This window comes from Rhodococcus sp. KBS0724, assembly GCF_005938745.2.
GTDB lineage: Bacteria > Actinomycetota > Actinomycetes > Mycobacteriales > Mycobacteriaceae > Rhodococcus_F.
In genome coordinates this window covers 248097-265465 of record NZ_VCBX02000002.1, presented here as the reverse complement: position 1 = coordinate 265465, position 17369 = coordinate 248097, and the positions used below count along the sequence as shown (strand labels likewise).

The 17369-nt window shown below is 55.7% G+C and carries 8 protein-coding genes and 3 pseudogenes; 4 read left to right on the top strand and 7 right to left on the bottom strand.

Annotated features, from left to right (window positions below; translation table 11 throughout):
- Window positions 1-425: 425 nt before the first annotated feature.
- Both FFI94_RS32110 and FFI94_RS32105 read right to left on the bottom strand, forming a co-directional pair.
- A complete protein-coding gene (locus tag FFI94_RS32110; protein ID WP_138873888.1) occupies window positions 426-1712 on the bottom strand; it encodes an IS256 family transposase in 1287 nt (428 codons plus the stop codon).
- 357 nt (window positions 1713-2069) lie between these two features.
- A pseudogene (locus tag FFI94_RS32105) lies at window positions 2070-3216 on the bottom strand (IS3 family transposase).
- A gap of 68 nt (window positions 3217-3284) precedes the next feature.
- On the opposite strand from FFI94_RS32105, the pseudogene acs reads away from it, so the two are divergent.
- Window positions 3285-4763 (top strand): annotated as a pseudogene (gene acs, locus FFI94_RS32100) (acetate--CoA ligase); the annotation flags it as partial.
- A 430-nt stretch (window positions 4764-5193) separates the two neighbouring features.
- Here the strand turns inward: acs and FFI94_RS32095 are convergent.
- A complete protein-coding gene (locus tag FFI94_RS32095; protein WP_138873928.1) occupies window positions 5194-8571 on the bottom strand; it encodes a protein kinase domain-containing protein in 3378 nt (1125 codons plus the stop codon).
- A gap of 1235 nt (window positions 8572-9806) precedes the next feature.
- Between FFI94_RS32095 and FFI94_RS32090 the strand changes: the two genes are divergently transcribed.
- Window positions 9807-10691, top strand: coding sequence for an LLM class F420-dependent oxidoreductase (locus FFI94_RS32090; RefSeq protein ID WP_138873927.1), 885 nt, complete (start codon window positions 9807-9809; stop codon window positions 10689-10691).
- A 369-nt stretch (window positions 10692-11060) separates the two neighbouring features.
- Here FFI94_RS32090 and FFI94_RS34545 read toward each other — a convergent pair.
- Window positions 11061-11694 (bottom strand): annotated as a pseudogene (locus tag FFI94_RS34545) (transposase); the annotation flags it as partial.
- A 96-nt stretch (window positions 11695-11790) separates the two neighbouring features.
- Here FFI94_RS34545 and FFI94_RS32080 point away from each other — a divergent pair.
- Window positions 11791-11979 (top strand): integrase core domain-containing protein, encoded by a 189-nt coding sequence (locus tag FFI94_RS32080; RefSeq protein ID WP_185993480.1) that lies wholly within the window; start codon window positions 11791-11793, stop codon window positions 11977-11979.
- Between the two features lie 277 nt (window positions 11980-12256).
- On the opposite strand, the gene FFI94_RS32075 is transcribed toward FFI94_RS32080, so the two are convergent.
- The 3 genes from FFI94_RS32075 to FFI94_RS32060 form a co-directional block, all read right to left on the bottom strand.
- Window positions 12257-13012: an IclR family transcriptional regulator gene (locus FFI94_RS32075; RefSeq protein ID WP_138873924.1), complete on the bottom strand. Its 756-nt coding sequence runs from the start codon at window positions 13010-13012 to the stop codon at window positions 12257-12259.
- A gap of 865 nt (window positions 13013-13877) precedes the next feature.
- Window positions 13878-14459, bottom strand: coding sequence for a TetR/AcrR family transcriptional regulator (locus tag FFI94_RS32065; RefSeq protein ID WP_138873923.1), 582 nt, complete (start codon window positions 14457-14459; stop codon window positions 13878-13880).
- Between the two features lie 164 nt (window positions 14460-14623).
- Window positions 14624-16030 carry an aldehyde dehydrogenase family protein gene (locus tag FFI94_RS32060; RefSeq protein ID WP_138873922.1) on the bottom strand — a complete coding sequence of 469 codons (1407 nt, stop codon included), beginning with the start codon at window positions 16028-16030 and terminating at the stop codon, window positions 14624-14626.
- A 102-nt stretch (window positions 16031-16132) separates the two neighbouring features.
- On the opposite strand from FFI94_RS32060, the gene FFI94_RS32055 reads away from it, so the two are divergent.
- Window positions 16133-16891 (top strand): fumarylacetoacetate hydrolase family protein, encoded by a 759-nt coding sequence (locus tag FFI94_RS32055; protein ID WP_138873921.1) that lies wholly within the window; start codon window positions 16133-16135, stop codon window positions 16889-16891.
- The last annotated feature ends 478 nt before the right edge of the window (window positions 16892-17369 follow it).

Below are 17369 nucleotides of genomic sequence, written 5' to 3'. Positions count from 1 at the left end.
GGCCACGCTGCGGCTGGCACCTTCGTCGTACTCAATCTCCCCCACTCCGCTGCTTTCGTTGTGGCGGCCGTAATTTATGGAGTGGGAAGCGGCCTTGCCGGAGTTGGTCTGATCGGCGCAATGCAGATAGCGGTGCCCCAAGAGTTCACCGGTATGGGGGTAAGCATGGTCGGATTCATAATGATGATCTCCGGCGCATTGGGCTCAGCGATCTACGCTGGAATCCTTCAGTCCAAGAGCGTGATTGGTATGCCGGGAGTACCAACTACTGACCGATTTGTTCTATGCTTTGTCGTCGCGTGCGTCTGTGACATTCTAGTTGCTGCTCTCTGTCTATCGAGTCGCGGCAACAAGTAACAGCGAGTCGCCGATGGTCAAGTCCAAATGCGTGGTGTGTGGGGACGGGCACTGCGTGATCTCCTCTTTCAGGCTGTCAGCGCTGCAAGGGTAGTCGAGTTGACCTCCTCGTCGATTGTGTTGTCGTCACCGGTTTCCGGGGCCACGATAGTCACCCTGGAGTGGGCAAGGACGTCCAGACCGAGGTATCGGCGGCCTTCAGTCCACTCATCGTGCTGCTCGGCAAGAACGGCTCCGACAAGCCGGATCAACGAGGTCCGGTCGGGGAAGATACCGACGACATCGGTCCGCCGACGAATTTCCTTGTTCAGTCGTTCCTGCGGATTGTTGGACCAGATCTGACGCCAAATCTCCTTCGGGAATGCGGTGAATGCGAGCAACTCGGCCCGTGCATCATCGAGGTGCGCCGCTACCTTCGGAAGCTTGTCCGACAAAGCATCGAGCATCCGATCATACTGTTCCTCAACACCTTTCCGGTCTGGTTGATCGTAGATCGAATGCAACATCGCCTTCACCCACGGCCACTGCGCTTTCGGAGTGATCGACATCAAGTTCACCGCGTAGTGCGTGCGACACCGTTGCCATGATGCACCGGGCAGGGTGGCACCGATCGACGCCACGAGACCGGCGTGGGCATCGGAGGTCACCAACTTGACGCCGCTCAGGCCGCGGGCGACCAAGCCACGGAAGAACGTCAACCAGCCGGCCTTGTCCTCACCGGAGGAGACGTCGATGCCGAGTATTTCGCGGTGCCCATCTTTGTTGATGCCGACCGCGATCAGGGCGTGCACGTTCATCACGCGCCCGTTTTCCCGAACTTTGAGTACCAGTGCATCGGAGGCGACGAACGTATACGGGCCTTGATCGAGTGGCCGGGTTCGGAACGATTCGACTTGCTCGTCGAGGTCGCGGGCCATGATCGACACCTGCGACTTCGACAAGCTGTTGATGCCCAACGACTCAACGAGCTTCTCCATCCGCCGCGTCGAAACCCCGAGCAGATAGCAGGTAGCGACCACCGACGTCAGGGCCCGCTCCGCGCGTTTACGGCGCTCGAGCAGCCAATCCGGAAAATAGGAGCCTTGCCGCAGCTTCGGAATGGAGACGTCGAGAGTTCCTGCACGGGTGTCGAGAGTTCCTGCACGGGTGTTGAAGTCGCGGTGGCGGTATCCGTTACGGGAGTTGACGCGGTCGTCGGTGCGTTCGCCGTAGCCGGCGCCGCAGAGGCTGTCCGCTTCGGCGCCCATCAGCGCGGTAATGAAGATTCCGAGCATCGAGCGCAGCAAATCGGGGCTTGCTCCAGCGAGTTGGTCGGACAGAAACTTTTCGGGGTCGATAAAGTTGTGATCGGTCATCGCGTGTTCCCTCTTCAGGTCGAGTTGGTAGCTCTCTTGAAGAATCACGCGGTGGCCGTCCTCATCCGGGTAGCGACACGCCCACGGTTTCAGGGCGACTGGTCGTACACCACTCTGCTGGACTCAACCTCGCCGATTAGCTGAAGCGCTAACAACCGTGCCAGCACGGTCAGGACCAGCAGCGTATGAGAGAGTCAGATAATCTGTGTAAGAGCGATCTGGCACGAATGAGGAATCGCTCGTAGCTATGGCTGTTGGCAACAATCATGCCCCAACATTAATCTGGGGCTGCACAGCTAGCTCAGCGACTTTGAAAGGGACTGCCCCCACTTCGGTTGACTTGTGGGGTTGATAGTTTCAGGCCGCGTATGCGGTCTGGGTGATTGTCTCAAACTCGATCGGTGTGAGCTTTCCAAAGCGTCGTTGCCGACGTTTGCGATGGTAGGTTTTCTCGATCCAGGTCACGATCGCAAGCCGCAGCTGTTCACGAGTCGACCACCGTTGACGGTCGAGGACGTTCTTCTGCAACAACGAGAAAAAAGATTCCATAGCGGCATTGTCGCCGCATGCCCCAAATCTTCCCATGGAACCCTGTAAACCGTTGTCCGACAATGCGTGCACGAACTTTCTCGACCGAAATTGGCTGCCCCTGCCGGAATGTACGATCGTCCCGGCCGGCTCCCGGAGAGCGACGGCATTGGTCAGTGCACGGACAGCTAGTGACGCTTTCATTCGCGAATCGATCGAGTAGCCGACAATCTTGTTCGAATACACGTCCTTGATCGCGCACAAGTACAGCTTTCCGGTATCGGTCCGGTGTTCGGTGATGTCCGTGAGCCACACCTGGTTCGGCTTCTGTGCCGTGAACCTGCGGGCGACGAGATCGTCATGGACCGGTGGACCCGATTTCCTGTTCAGTCCCTTCTTCTTCGAGAACACCGACCAGATCCGTTGCTGCGAACACAACCGGGCAACGCGGTTCTCACCGGCGATGATGCCTCGGCTCGGTAATTCGTCGGCGATGAATCGATATCCGAAAGCCGGGTCGTCGGCGTGAATGTCGTAGGCGGCGTTGATCAGATGTGTGTCGTCCCAATCTCTCTGTGTCACAGGATCTTGGCGCTATTTTGTAGAACGCTTGCGTCGAGAAACCGAGCACCCGGCAGCCCGCCGTGACGGGAACTCCATCTACGGCGAGGTCGCGGACCAGCGGGAACATCATTTTGGGAGAATGCCCTGACTGAGATATGCCGCGGCCCGACGCAGGACCTCGTTCTCCTGCTCGAGAAGTCGATTGCGCTTCTTGAGTTCGCGCAGTTCAGCGGACTCTTCCTTCGCCGCTCCTGGTCGGTTGCCGTTTTCGATGTCGGCTTTCTTGAGCCAGTTGTGCAGCGTTGCCTCGCTGACACCGAAGTCTTTCGCGATCTGGAAAAGTGGGGCCTCGCGTTTGCGGGCGACCGCGACTACGTCGCGGGCGGAACTCCTCGGGGAACGGCTTCGGCATGATGTACATCCTTTCACCGTGAAGACTGATCTTCACAGGTCAGATGTCAACCAAACCGGGGGCAGTCCCTCGTCTGCGCCCGCCTCGGCCTGACCCACTCGGTCGTCTTCGCCGGATTCTCCGCCACCGCCCTACGCTCACGCATCGACGACGCACAAGCCAAACTCGTTGTCACCGTGGACGGTCAGTGGCGACGCGGCGCAGCAGCACCCATCAAGAGCGCGGTCGACGAATCCGTCGCCGGCGCCGACTCGGTACAGAACGTGTTGGTGGTCAACCGAACCGGCATCGACGTCGAGTGGACGCCCGGCCGCGACCTGTGGTGGCACGAGACCGTCGCACAGGCATCGCCCGAGCACGAAGCGCAACCGTTCGACGCCGAACACCCCCTCTTCATCCTCTACACCTCCGGCACCACCGGAAAGCCCAAGGGCATCATCCACACCTCCGGCGGCTACCTCACCCAAGCCTCCTACACCCACCACAACGTCTTCGATCACAAAGCCGGACAAGACGTCTACTGGTGCACCGCCGACATCGGCTGGGTCACCGGACACTCCTACATCGTCTACGGCCCCCTCTCCAACGGCGTCACCCAGGTCGTCTACGAAGGCACCCCCAACTCCCCCGACGAGCACCGCCACTTCAACATCATCGAGAAGTACGGCGTCTCCATCTACTACACCGCACCCACCCTGGTGCGGACCTTCATGAAGTGGGGCCGTGAGATCCCCGACGCCCACGACCTGTCCTCCATCCGCCTCCTCGGCTCCGTGGGCGAGCCCATCAACCCCGAAGCGTGGCGCTGGTTCCGCGACGTCATCGGCGGCAACAAGGCACCCATCGTCGACACGTGGTGGCAGACCGAAACCGGCGCCATCATGATCTCCCCGCTCCCCGGTATCACCGCCACCAAGCCCGGATCCGCCATGGCGCCGCTCCCCGGCATCTCCGCGAAGATCGTCGACGACGACGCCAAGCCGCTCGGTCCCGGCGGTAACGGCTACCTCGTCCTCGACGAGCCGTGGCCGGCGATGCTGCGCGGTATCTGGGGCGACATGGAGCGCTACCGCGACACCTACTGGTCCCGGTACGCCGAAGAAGGCTGGTACTTCGCCGGTGACGGCGCCAAATACGACGAGGACGGCGCCCTGTGGGTCCTCGGCCGCGTCGACGACGTCATGAACGTCTCCGGACACCGCATCTCCACCTCCGAAGTGGAATCGGCACTCGTCAACCACCACGGCGTCGCGGAAGCCGCCGTCGTCGGCGCCGCCGACGAAACCACCGGACAGGGCATCGTCGCGTTCGTCATCCTCCGCGAAGGCGTCGAGAACACCGGTGACGTCCTCATCGCCGAACTCAAAGCGCAGGTCTCCACCGACATCAGCCCCATCGCGAAACCGCGTCAGATCACCATCGTTCCGGAACTGCCGAAAACCCGCTCCGGCAAGATCATGCGACGCCTCCTGCGCGACGTCGCCGAAGGCCGCGACCTCGGAGACACCTCAACCCTGGTCGACCCCAAGGTATTCGACGAATTAAGGAACGCGGAGTCGTTCCGGCCGGATTCTCAAGCTGTAGCGAACCGAAAAAAGCCGCTCCACCTCCCCGGCGATTCTCGTCGACTTTCCTAAACCTAGTTCCTGATTTATGCACTCAATTCTAAGCCCTGAGGATATCTATTTCGCCGATATGGATACTAAAGATTCCCCTTACACAAAACGAAATTTAAAATAGAATCGCACCCAGCCGAATCCAAACCTCGGTCGACGATTATCCTCAACCTGGCCTCGATGAAGGACTCCGTCGATACGTCGAAGTCCTTCATCGAGGATGAGAAAAAATGGAGTCAAATAACTTATAGACTAAATAGACATAGATTACTTCGAAATCTATTCCAGTTTGACGCACCATTTCCCCTTAATGGAAAGATCCCCTGAGTGCCTTTAAATAAATACCAATTACTGAAGTGCATCAATTCGAACCTTCCGCAACGACCCAGGCCGCAATTTGGGATCGGGAAGTAAAACCCAGCTTATTCAATATATGCTCGACATGCCCTTGGGCTGTGCGTGGAGAAATAACCAATTTTTCTGCTATTGATTTGTTAGTCAAACCCTCCGACACCAAGTCAGCGACCTGACGTTCTCGCGGAGTTAACTGCAGAAATTCATTCGAGGAAGAAACATCATTTTTGCAATTATTATTTTCCCCAAGGGCAAATGAAACAGCGGCATTATATGACATTTTCAACCCAAGTCTGAATGCTCTGTCAAATTTTGAGGAACTAAGAACCTTACTGGCATGTCTACGCACTTGATCGTCGTGCTCCAGCACCATTTCCGGTAGATTTTCCACGACAAGGTCTGGCATGAATCCGCCTGAGTAACCCATCGTGTGATGTATAGATTCTCTTGCCCCTAAGAGAATGGATGCATCCCGTTCCCTGCTATCAGCAGAAGCCACCCACGCCAATGATCCGATAAAAGTAGCGGAAGTCATATGATCTCCCATCGCTTGAGATAGTCGCAATCCTTCCCTCAGTATCTCCGTAGATCTAATCAAATCACCTTTCCGAAACAGCGTATACCCAACGACCGAAAGGGAATGCGATCGGTAATGTAAATCCCTAAACCCCTCTGTCAATTTTACAATTTCCCTATTTACTTCCAGAACACTGTCCAGATTTTGGCTTTGCTGCGCAATCATGGCCATCCCCAAAAGACCGAATAGCAAGTCATTGAGGTCTCCATCGTCCCGGAACACTTCGACCGCTTCAGCTACGCTAATCTCGGACTTATCCAAAGTGTCGATTATGACTATTATTGCTGCGCGGGTTGTAGATACCCATGCACTACCTTTTTTACTATTTATAAGAAGAGCCAAATTTTGTGCGCGATCGAGATACAACTCTGCGGCTTCGATATTGTCTTTACTGGCAGCCATCAAACCCGCAAAACACAACGCTTCTATGCGCAATTCAGAAGGGATGTCGTCAGAAGCATCCAATGCTCGATCAATCCAACGCCTTGCCTCTGCAAATAGACCTTTTGCAAACCAAAATTGTTTTAATGTCGTTGCGATTCGCAACCCTACCAGGACTTCATCCGGGTTTTCAAGTGAGTACTCCATCGCATTTCGAAGGTTGGGAATCTCTCTCTCAAGTCTATCGACCCAATAGGACTGTCGCTCACTGATCCACTGAGATTTTGCTATCACCGCTAGATTTTCATACCAGTAGCAGTGCTTTTTTCGATGCTCTATGTATTCACCAGATTCCCTCAATTTCTCTTTCCCATACTGAACGAGACTTTCCATCATCCGATACCACGTCGCTCCGCCACGTTCGTTTCTAATGAGAATGGACTTATCGACCAAGGATCCAATCATGTCATCCACCTCGGCAATTCCGGTTCCCTCACCACAAATCACTTCGGCAGCATCAAGCTCGAATCCACCCGCGAAGACCGACAATCGTGCCCAAAAGCGTTGCTCATCAAAAGTACAGAGTTCATAGCTCCAATCAATACACAACCTGAGAGTCTGTTGTCGCGAGGGCGCGCCCCGGACTCCCAGCGTTAGCAGTTTGTATCTGTCGCTTAGACGGTCCCGAATCTGCGCGGTTGACATGGCCCGAAGGCGTGCCGCTGCCAACTCAATGGCAAGCGGAAGTCCATCGAGACGTTGGCAAATATAGATGACATCGACAGCATTACGAGCATTGAGAGCAAATCCAGGCAACGCTGCACTGGCACGTTCAGCGAAAAGCGCCAAACCCTCATAATGGGATAGACCTTCAACATCTGGAACTATATCTAGATCCGGCAGAGTTAGCGGCGGTATTGAAACTACTGCTTCACCTGCTACACCAAGGCGTTCGCGGCTCGTAGCTATAATATGCAACTCTGGACAATTTTTGAGCAATGAATTTACGATATTCGATACAGAGTTTAAGATATGTTCACAATTATCGAGGACAAGAAGTAGGTGTCGCGATGAAAGATATCCGGCAAGTATTTGTTCCGGACTGTATATATCCTGCTTTTTAACCCCAAAAGTTGCCATGATCGCTTCTGCAACCAATACCTCATCTTTCAATTGACCAAGGTCTGTCAGCCAGACCCCATCTGAAAATGCACGGCGAGAATCCGATGCTACACGAAGTGCGAGCCTACTTTTTCCTATACCTCCAATGCCTGTGATCGTAACCAATCGCGAAGTGGCCATTTGTTGTCGAACACTTTTTATTTCACGACGACGGCCGATAAAACTAGTCAATTCTAGACCTATGTTGTTTTCTCGAACATTTTCACTAGGGGCGAAAGAGGGCTTCACGCGCCGCGTTTTGATCTTCTCGTTTTTTGAAATATCAAACGGAATATTTTCCATCTCCACCCCATGGTCAAAATTCGACCGTTTCGAATATTCAATATACCTTGTCGATCCTCTATTTTTATTACCTAGATTCATAAATTCGGCAGGTAGATTGTTTTGATGTTGAACCTTCTGAATAAGTTCTCCCATCATTTCTGCAGTCACGGGCCGCTCTTGAGGATTCCCGGACATTGACAGTTTAATAAGCAAACCTACATCATCGGGAACATCCTTCAGATCACAAATAGGAACAGGCTGACTAGTGATTCGAAGAACCTGAGATGGCATACCTTCACCATTTCGTCGCGCGAAAGCGGAACGTCCCGAGATTAGGCAAAACATCGTCGCGCCGAGGCTGTAGACATCGGATGCAGGCGTAGGTTCTTCACCTCTAAATATTTCTGGTGCAGTGAAAGCAAGAGAGCCGGATATCATATCCTTTTCTGTTTCAAATCCACCAGAATAATGCGCAATACCGAAATCTGACAATTGCGGCTCGCCGTATTCAGTGAGAAGAACATTTGCAGGTTTTACATCTCGATGAAGAATACCTAATTGGTGAGCGGTATCGAGTGCACCCGCAAGCTTCACACCCAGACGTAAAACTTCCACCCATTCTATCGACACACCTCGCCGCAGCTGTCCGTCCAGCGAACCCAACCGATGATACGGCATCACAATGTAGGGACATCCGCTTGAAGTGGCACCTGCCTGCAGGAGGCTTATGATATTTGGATGACCGGACAAGCGCCCCATTGCATGCTGCTCTCGGACGAAGCGACGACGATCATCGTCGGAAAGGTCCGCCGTCAAAACCTTTACTGCAACATCTCGCTCAAGGTCTCGCTGTGAACAGCGATAGACGACGCCAAACCCTCCACGTCCGATCACTCGTGCATCGCAGAAGCCCGCGGCGGTCAATTCTGCAACGATTGAATCTCTCGAATCAGGCTGTGCCCCAGCCACAGAATCAGACATAATCCGACACTATCCGCAGGTCTGTGTGAACCGGTCGCTCAAATAACTTAAGGCAAACGGTACCAACAGGTTTGAATTTTTCGGCCATACTGACATATGCGATACCTTCTCAAGCCTTCGTTCCAATGCTACTACTACTCAGCGATCGCACAAATAGCCTTAGGCAAGCAATCGTTGAGAAACCTGTTCCAGACAGCTGTCCACATCACCGCAGACCACGGCATGGAACACGCACATCTCAGCCAGCCACGATGCGCGCAGCCGCGGTCGAAAGCTATTCCCATGTCGGCAGCCAACGCCCGAAAAGACCCGCCGGGTAGACGGCGTGATAAGCAGCCCTGCCGATGTGGTTTGGCCGCTCGGCGGGTGTCGATAATCCGTCTGACATCCGAGTCCTACACCCCCTCACAACTCCGTAGTGGCGTAACGCTTGCCATTGGTGCCGGCTGAGTTGTGTGATCAAATGTGCGAACCCCCTCCGCACCACGCGCCGAACTCGGGACGGGTAAGCACCCGACGCGGCTACATACACACATCCTGACCCCATGTCTTTCAGGACGATTCGCGGCCCGCGGATTTCTGGGGCTTCCTCGTCGAACACGAGTTCCGAGCTTCCCTGGATGTGGAACCATTCCTCCTTGAGATGGCTGAAGAATCCTCGTCGCGTCGTTGTCAAGACCCACGATTGCGGAACATCGGCTGGGCTGGAAAGGTTTCGCGCATCGCTCGTTGCGACAACCACGTGAGCCTGCCGTCCAATCCGATTCAGCGAATATAGGTGTCCCCAGCTTGAGATCACCGACCGCAACATCGAGCCAAGTTCGCCCACCGGTGACAACAGCCCTTTCCCGGCCGCCTACCAGGTCAATCACTCGTTGCTCGATGCGGGCGAGGCACACATTTCAAAATAACCCGCCCAGTCGTCAAATTGCCATCCAAGGGCAAAAGAATGTGTCGCATCAACTTCTCGCAACAAGCGTTGTGAATCAGCACATCGGCGTCTATACGAATCACCGCCGACATAACGAGATTGATAGCTCGCAACGTTCCGGAGAGTGGAACATGAAGCATCCGAAGATCGTCGGGTACGTGGGATAATGGGGCATCCCGCTAACGGTGGATAGCGCAAGCCCAGTAGCGCCTGGCATCTGCCACGCTGACATCGACCGACGACCTGAGGGGACTCGTATGAGATCTACCACGCTGACATCGACCGACGACCTGAGGGGAACCCTGTGAGAGTCGGAGTTGTCTATCCCCAGACCGAGATGCGCGGACATCCTGGGGCTGTTCGGGCAATCGCCAGCGCCACAGAAGAATTCGGATACAGTTCGTTCCTTATCCCCGATCATCCAATTGGTGCCGACCCGACCGATCGCACGCCACCGCTACTCGGCCCATACACCGAACACGATACGTTTCACGACCCCTTTGTCCTCTTCGGATACCTATCGGCGATCACATCGCGCATCGAATTGGTCAGCGGAGTCCTCATCTTGCCCGAACGGCAGACGGCAATCGTGGCGCGACAGGTTGCCGACGCCGATATCCTGTCCGGTGGCCGAATCAGGCTCGGGGTCGGCACCGGATGGAACCACGTCGAGTACAGCGTGCTCGCTCAAGATTTTCAGACTCGCGGCGCACGCCTTGACGAGCAACTCATCCTTCTTCGTGAACTGTGGACGTCGCCACTAGTAACCTTCGACGGGCGGTTCCACTCCCTTGATCGAGCCTGCATTAATCCGCGACCTACCCGTGAGATCCCGATCTATCTCTCGGGAAACAGCGAACCGGCATACCGGCGCGCAGCACGCGAGGCATCCGGATTCATCTTCGCTGGAAGCGTCGACCAGAGCGTGGCCGGAATAAGCCGGATCCGTGAGCATCTGGTGGCAGCCGGACGGGACGCCGACGATTTTGACTTCGAAATCATGCTCAGCGAGGGCGACACCCCCGAGACGATTGTCGAGCAAGCGGCGCGCTGGCGTGATGCCGGTGGCACCCAGGTCGACGTCATCACTGTCCGCCGAGGCTTCCAGGGATTCGGCGAGCACGTCGAGCACCTTCGGACGGTAAGCAACGTCCTGGGGCTCGACAACGGGGTGGCGACGCGGTTGTGAATCCATGTTCAGACCTTGCCGTGCTCCGCAATCGCCACCGCCTGTGGCACCCGTTCTAATCGCCGCAGTACCGAGCGACGAACGTTGGATATAATATCGCCGTCCGTCCATCGTGACCCCGTCGCCGAGGACATAGCGATGTCAGTATCTCGCCGGCTCCGCAGCGAGCATGAACCGAAGTTCATCGGCTGGACACGCCTGGATCAGCCCCGTCACCAACCGATCCAGGCAAGTTTCACGTATTGTTACAACCGCATGATCCCATCAAGGTACCCACAAGTTATGAGAATCCTTCAGCCCTGATCAAGGGCTTGAAAGGCTTCATCTCATGGCTGGACGCAAACGACACACGCCCGAACAGATCATCCGAAAACTGCGCCAAGGCGACAAACTCGCAACAACAGGCACCGACGTCGAGGAAATCGCCCGACAACTCAACGTCTCCGTGCCGACGCTGTACCCGGTCGCCACAACCATTGCATACGAAACCACATGCACCCGAAACGGACTTTGGAGTAAGTCGCGTAGAGGAGGATGTAGGGATAGGTCGTGTGGGTCAAGGTGCGTTCCCGGAACCGGGTGATCTCACCATCGAGTTGCGCACAGTCGCGCCGATTTGGCGATCTCGGAGTCGGCGGTGAGGTCGTCGATGTCGCGGGTGGAGGCGCCGTGGACGTAGACCTCCATGACCACGCATGCACCGCTTTGTCGATCCGCCTGCGCCGCCCGAGCCGCGAGGGAAAGAACGATCCGGACCGTAGCTTCGGGGATCTACAACCTCCACACCGCCGGAGGTTGTAGAGACGGTCTTGAGTCAGTGCAGGTTGCGTTGGGTGCTGCGGCCTTCGGCGCGTTGATAGCGGCTGGCGCCGATTCTCTCGGTTGCTTCTGCCTCGATCGGGGCTTGCAGGCCCGCGCGGATCGACCCGGCAAATACAGATGTCGATTCTGCACTGGTGAGTGCGTCGAGTTGGGCGAGCGAGGCAGAACGGTCTGGAGTCATCGCGTGGATTGCTTTCTCTGAGTCACTGTGAGACGTACTCATTGATCACCACGCGATGACCCGCCCATAGCGGGTCATCGACATACGTTTTCGCTGGTGCTGTCCTTATCGAAACCCCACCACTCCAAAGGAATTACCCCGTTCAACAACCGTGTCCGTGACGAATGTCTGAACATGAACGAATTCCACAGTCTCCTCGAAGCACGGGTGGTCATCGAGGATTGGAAGGAGGACTACAACAACCGACGCCGCCAATTCATCGCCGGCGTACCGAACTCCAAATGAGTTCGCTGCCATCTGCATTTACACGCATTGATTCTCCGATAGCGAGTGGCTCACCAAACGAGGGCCCTATCAACGGATTCGCGGATCTGCTCGTGAACGTGCTCGTCGGATTCGTTGATAAGCGCGAGCACAGTCAGAAGACAGCACGAGCACCGAAGTCCGCAGCGTTGAAGGAAAGACCGAGATAGACTGCCTACCTACCCTGACCTTAGGGCATCTTCCCGTCACGGATGACGCGTATCTCTGCTCACGGCTTCAAAGCCGTGCCAGAACCTCGTTAAGACTTAGCTTCGAGTTGTGTCGATAGTTGACGTGCTGCGTTGGTAATCAGCGCTCTGAACTTCAGAACCGAGAGGCCCCCGACAGTTGTCGACATCGACAGTGCAGCAACGGCTTTGTTCGTCCGCGGATCGAATATCGGGACAGCCAGACACGTCACTCCTACGTAGGATTCCTCGAAATCGGTCGCGTAGCCTTCCTGGCGGACTCGGCTCAGCGAACGAGACATACTTGACGAGTTCGTGACGGTGTAGGCGGTGTAGCGCAGATACTTAACTGCAAGATTTTGCTTGATCTGCTCCGGAGCCGCGAATGCAACAATCGCTTTTCCCAATGCTGTTGTGTACGCAGGACGCCGCTGTCCTACCCGGGACGGCAGTTTGACCGAGTCGTGACCGTAAAGCTTCTCCAAGTAGAGAATATCAGTGCCCGCTAGCACTGCGAGATGAATCGTCTGCCGCGTAGACGCGAACAACTCCGTCATATAGGGGTGCGCTCGGTCGCGCAACTCGTCTGGCCGACACAACGGTGCTCGCTGACCAAGCTCGAACGCCCGATCAGACAACCGATACTTGTCTCCCGAGCGCAACACGTAACGGCTACCCAAGAGAACAGCCAGCAATCGATGAACGGTACTCTTCGGCAAATTGGTGATCAATGCAAGTTCAGAAACTCCAAGGGAATATTGTGGGCCGGCGAAGGCATCGAGAATTGCGAACGCTTTCGCTGCCGACGTATCATATTTCGACGTCATCCCCCGTGTGTTCACTTGCGACTGCACGATTTACCTCTCAATACCGTTTCCGACGTAGTTGCAGTTCGTATCGGATCGCCAGTCTGCGTTGTCACTGATCAGAAAAAACTACTGAGATTACGCGAAAGAAGAATCGTCTGGTCGAGGTAAATGAATCGTCGCGATCTCAAAATCGCCTTTGCGTCGGAGCACATCTTCCCGCGGGCCGATCCACTGATCCTCCTCAAATTTGAGTCGGGTATGGTAGCATAGCTCCGATCATCGGCGCTGACGATGCACACGTTGGTGATACGATCTGTTGTTAGATAGGGTGAATACTCGACCCAGGCGTTTCCGGTCGCGAACTTGATTACCCTAATTTATAGAGATTTTTTGTCGTCGTCGAAGAATATGCCCTCGCCGAGTTTGGTTAATTCTTTGCTCAACTCCCGCCATGACATCGTTCGACAGATTGGCATGAAATAGTGTGTCGCCGCTAAACAACTCCCCCACTCCTCATGCTTGCGGTTATCAATCAGAGCAACCTCTTTAACCTAAATCGCGCAACCTCGAATTACGACAACATCTACTCAAACAATGGCAGAGCCAGAGCCTTAAGCTTGGCCTGCTGCCATCTGGGGTCAAGTTTTACGCCGCCGCCATGTCCCCCCACAATCTCGGCCATACTCCAAGGCTCGCGCGAAAAGCTACAAGGATCGAGCCGAACAGATTTTCTGTTCTTGTTTGATTCTGCTTTAGTTTGAAAATACCACGGGAATAAGATTTCGACAAGGGCAACTGACGACCAAACCAGAAGGAATGAACTGAACCACATAGTCGCTCTGCGACCATGTGGTTCGGTTCTTGCGAATACTCGGATCGAGTGTTAGCCCGAAATACCACCCCAGCAGATATCAAATTGAGCCTTCGCGATCTCGTCTATTGATAGATCCCCACTAGGGTCATACCAACGACCAATCGAGTTACAGATGCCGATTATCGATAGCATGACAACATTCAGGTCGAGATCACTACGAATCTCCCCGGCATCAACGCCTTCCCGCAGAATCGACAGCCAGACCTCACGCAGCCGGTGTGACAAGGCCCGGTCTTCTCTGGCGTGTTTCTTCGTCTTACGTTTATCGGCTGGAGCAATGATCCAGTGTTCAATAAGGGGAAGAACACGCTCGAGGTAACGTACGTACTGGACAATCACAAGTCGGAGCTTTTCAACTGCAGGACCATCACCCGAAGCTGTCTTCTCGATCTGCTCGGTGATTTCCTCAAACATTTGGACACGGACCTCACGAAGCAGGCTCGCCTTGCTATCGATGTGATAGTAGAGACTACCCTGCAAGATCCCAAGTTCGGCGGCGATGTCCTCGAGTTTGGTTGCCTCGTACCCCTTTTCGCGGAAGACCTTTGCAGCTACGTCGACAACCTGCTGCTTGCTGCGAACTATCGTCATTTGCGCCCCATATCTCCTCAACTCATTCGCCTTGATGCGCGCCGAGGACTTCAACAGGGATGCTATGTGACCAGTCGAGCACCGATCAAACCATAGCGAGCACGAACACGTCGTCGCCACACAACCCACGGAGCCGCTGCCAACGTGATCCAGACACGCGCCCGTCAGCCGACCGCTCGGTGCAGGACCCTGAGTGACGTGAACTCGTTGTAGCCCCACGCACCATTCTCGACGCCCAGGCCGCTCCACTTCATCCCGCCAAACGGAATACTGGGCCGAACTGCGAGATGAGTATTGACCCAGGCCGTTCCACACTCGAGTCGGGTCGCCACCTCGGCTGCCAGGTCTTCGTCTGCACCCCAGACCGATCCGGAAAGTCCGAAATGCGTTCCATTAGCTCGTTCGACGACCTCGTCGAGATCTCGATAAGAGACCACCGGAAGTACAGGACCGAACTGCTCTTGGTCTACAATCGCAGTTCCATCGGTCACGCCGGCAAGTATTGTCGGCTCGTGGAACAACCCGGGACCGTCGATCGCCCGTCCACCTGCGGCCACGAATCCACCCCTGTCCAGCGCGTCGCCGATAAGTCCAGAAACGATGTCAAACTGCTGTCTGTTATTTATCGGACCAAGCTGGGTCTTCGGATCTGTCCCATCACCGACCTGAACCGACCGAGCGATTGCTGCAAGAGCTTCGACCACCTCGTCGTGAAGCCTTTCAGGAACGTAGACGCGCTTGACAGCCATACAGACCTGCCCATTGTTATGGAATGCACTCCAGAACAACCGTTCGGCGATGAAACTCGGGTCTACGTCATCAAGCAGGATGGCCGGGTCATTGCCGCCCAACTCCAGGGTCACCCGTTTCAGATCATTCGCGGCAGAGGCAGCCACGCGCTTCCCTGTCGCGATGGATCCGGTGAAGGAAATCTTTCTTGGTATCGCATGCGAGGTCATCCTGGCGCCCAGCGGATCAGACCCGCTGACCACGTTTAATACGCCCGGCGGCAGGACCCCGGCAAGGAGTTCCCCCAACTTTAACGTCGCGAGGGGCGTGTGCGGCGAGGGTTTGAGCACCACAGTATTCCCGGCGCGAAGCGCAGGAGCCATTTTCCACGCGGCCAGTGCGAGGGGGAAGTTCCACGGTGTGATGGCTACGACGACCCCCAGCGGTTGCCTGCGAATCTCGACGATTGCCCGATCGTCGCGCAGGCCGGGCTCGGCCGGCACTTCGAAGTCCGCATAGTACCGGAACCACAAAGCAGTGGCACGAACCTCCATCCTCGAGTCCGCAAGTGGCTTACCTTGCTCCACTGTGAGCACGGCCGCCAACTCATCTTCGGAATCAACAATCACATCAGCCGCAGCCCGCAGTGCCACTCGGCGCACACCATCGTCGAGCCGCCAGTGGCGGTGCGCTTCGGCTGCAGCATCCATCGCCGCGTCGAGCTGATCCTCCGAACACTCCGGCGCCGTCGCCACAACTGAGTTGGTCGCCGGATTCAGCACAGCGAACCCATTGGCCGATGGCGCACTGACGCCATTGATGGTCATTGCGAAATCAGTCATCATCATCCGTTCGAATAAAGCAGCGACACAGCGTTTCTCAAGGACGGTACCACTCGCAGGGGTGCCCGTGCAGCTAAATTCAAATCAAGTTAGAATGATGTCGTGAAACTTGCGCGCGCACTGACTGCAGACGGACCCACTTACGGCCTGATCGAGGATGAAGCATTCGTGCCCATCACCGGCGATCCCTTCGGCCAGTGGGAGGCCAGTTCTCAGCAACTAGGTCTCCCAACTGTCAAACTGTTGAATCCCGTAGAGCCCAAACGAATTTTGGTTGTCTTGGGCGGATTCCTCAAAGAAGACGAGGACCGCGTACCCGAGGGAACCGAGATTCGGTTGTTTCCCAAGGTTGTCACGAATCATCTTGGACCCAACGCCGTCATCCCCCGCTCGCCGATACTGACCGGCCCAGTTGAAATGGAGGCCGAAATAGCCCTGGTGGTCGGGCGGCAGCTCTCGAATGCATCCGTTGAAGACGCGTGGTCGGCAATCTACGGCTACACCCCATACAACGACGTGACAGCCGGCGAGTTCGTCCCGCACGACCTGTTCCGCGCAAAGTCACTGGACGGGTACAGCATCCTAGGCCCCTGGGTGTCAACAGATCTCACTCGAGAAGACATAACTGATGGATTGTCAATCACCGGCCTCGTCAACGGGGACGTTTGCCAGTCAAACAACACCTCGCGTTTCAAATTCAGTCCTGGCGAAGTCCTCAGCCATGCAAGCAAATATGTCACGCTCATGCCAGGCGACGTCATCGCGCTGGGGACGCCACCTCCGCCCTACCCTATCGCTCCCGGCGACCGCGTCGAAGCCGTCGTCGAGGGCCTTGGGACGTTGACAAACATCGCCGGTTGACCAAACATTCACCAAAATTGGCTCCGATGTAACTAAATCGCATGTATGTGTTTGTAGTGACCGGCCGGGGCTAGCTGACAGGATAAGGCGTCGTCGCCACGACAGACGTGTGACTCATGAATCACTTTGCTCCTTTTCGGATGCACTGGCCGGAGTTTGTCCACTCTGTTGTGACGGCGACGCCGGTCCGGTTTTGCTTCGGTAGCTTGATTTTCAAGCCTGCCCGACCTCGTTGCCGCGCGGACGTGGCCCGTCACAGGCCGGCCTCGAAGTGTGCTTTCCACGGCTGACATTGACAATGACGTCACCCCATCGAAAAGGGCATCCTGCGCCCTGCCTATCGCCGGTAGATCACTACAGATCGTCATAGGGGTCGATGCCGTAAGTTTTCCGGCAAGCTCGACGGGACTCGTTCGGGCCTCGTATGAATTACCGCACCGAGCGGGGCAAGGATCCGTCCTTGTCGCATCGAAGGCAT

Excerpts from the sequence above, each read along its gene's own strand:
- FFI94_RS32110 (WP_138873888.1), bottom strand. The coding sequence starts at position 1,712 with ATGACCGATCACAACTTTATCGACCCCGAAAAGTTTCTGTCCGACCAA.
- FFI94_RS32095 (WP_138873928.1), bottom strand. The coding sequence starts at position 8,571 with ATGTCTGATTCTGTGGCTGGGGCACAGCCTGATTCGAGAGATTCAATC.
- FFI94_RS32075 (WP_138873924.1), bottom strand. The coding sequence starts at position 13,012 with ATGACGTCGAAATATGATACGTCGGCAGCGAAAGCGTTCGCAATTCTC.
- FFI94_RS32065 (WP_138873923.1), bottom strand. The coding sequence starts at position 14,459 with ATGACGATAGTTCGCAGCAAGCAGCAGGTTGTCGACGTAGCTGCAAAG.
- FFI94_RS32060 (WP_138873922.1), bottom strand. The coding sequence starts at position 16,030 with ATGACTGATTTCGCAATGACCATCAATGGCGTCAGTGCGCCATCGGCC.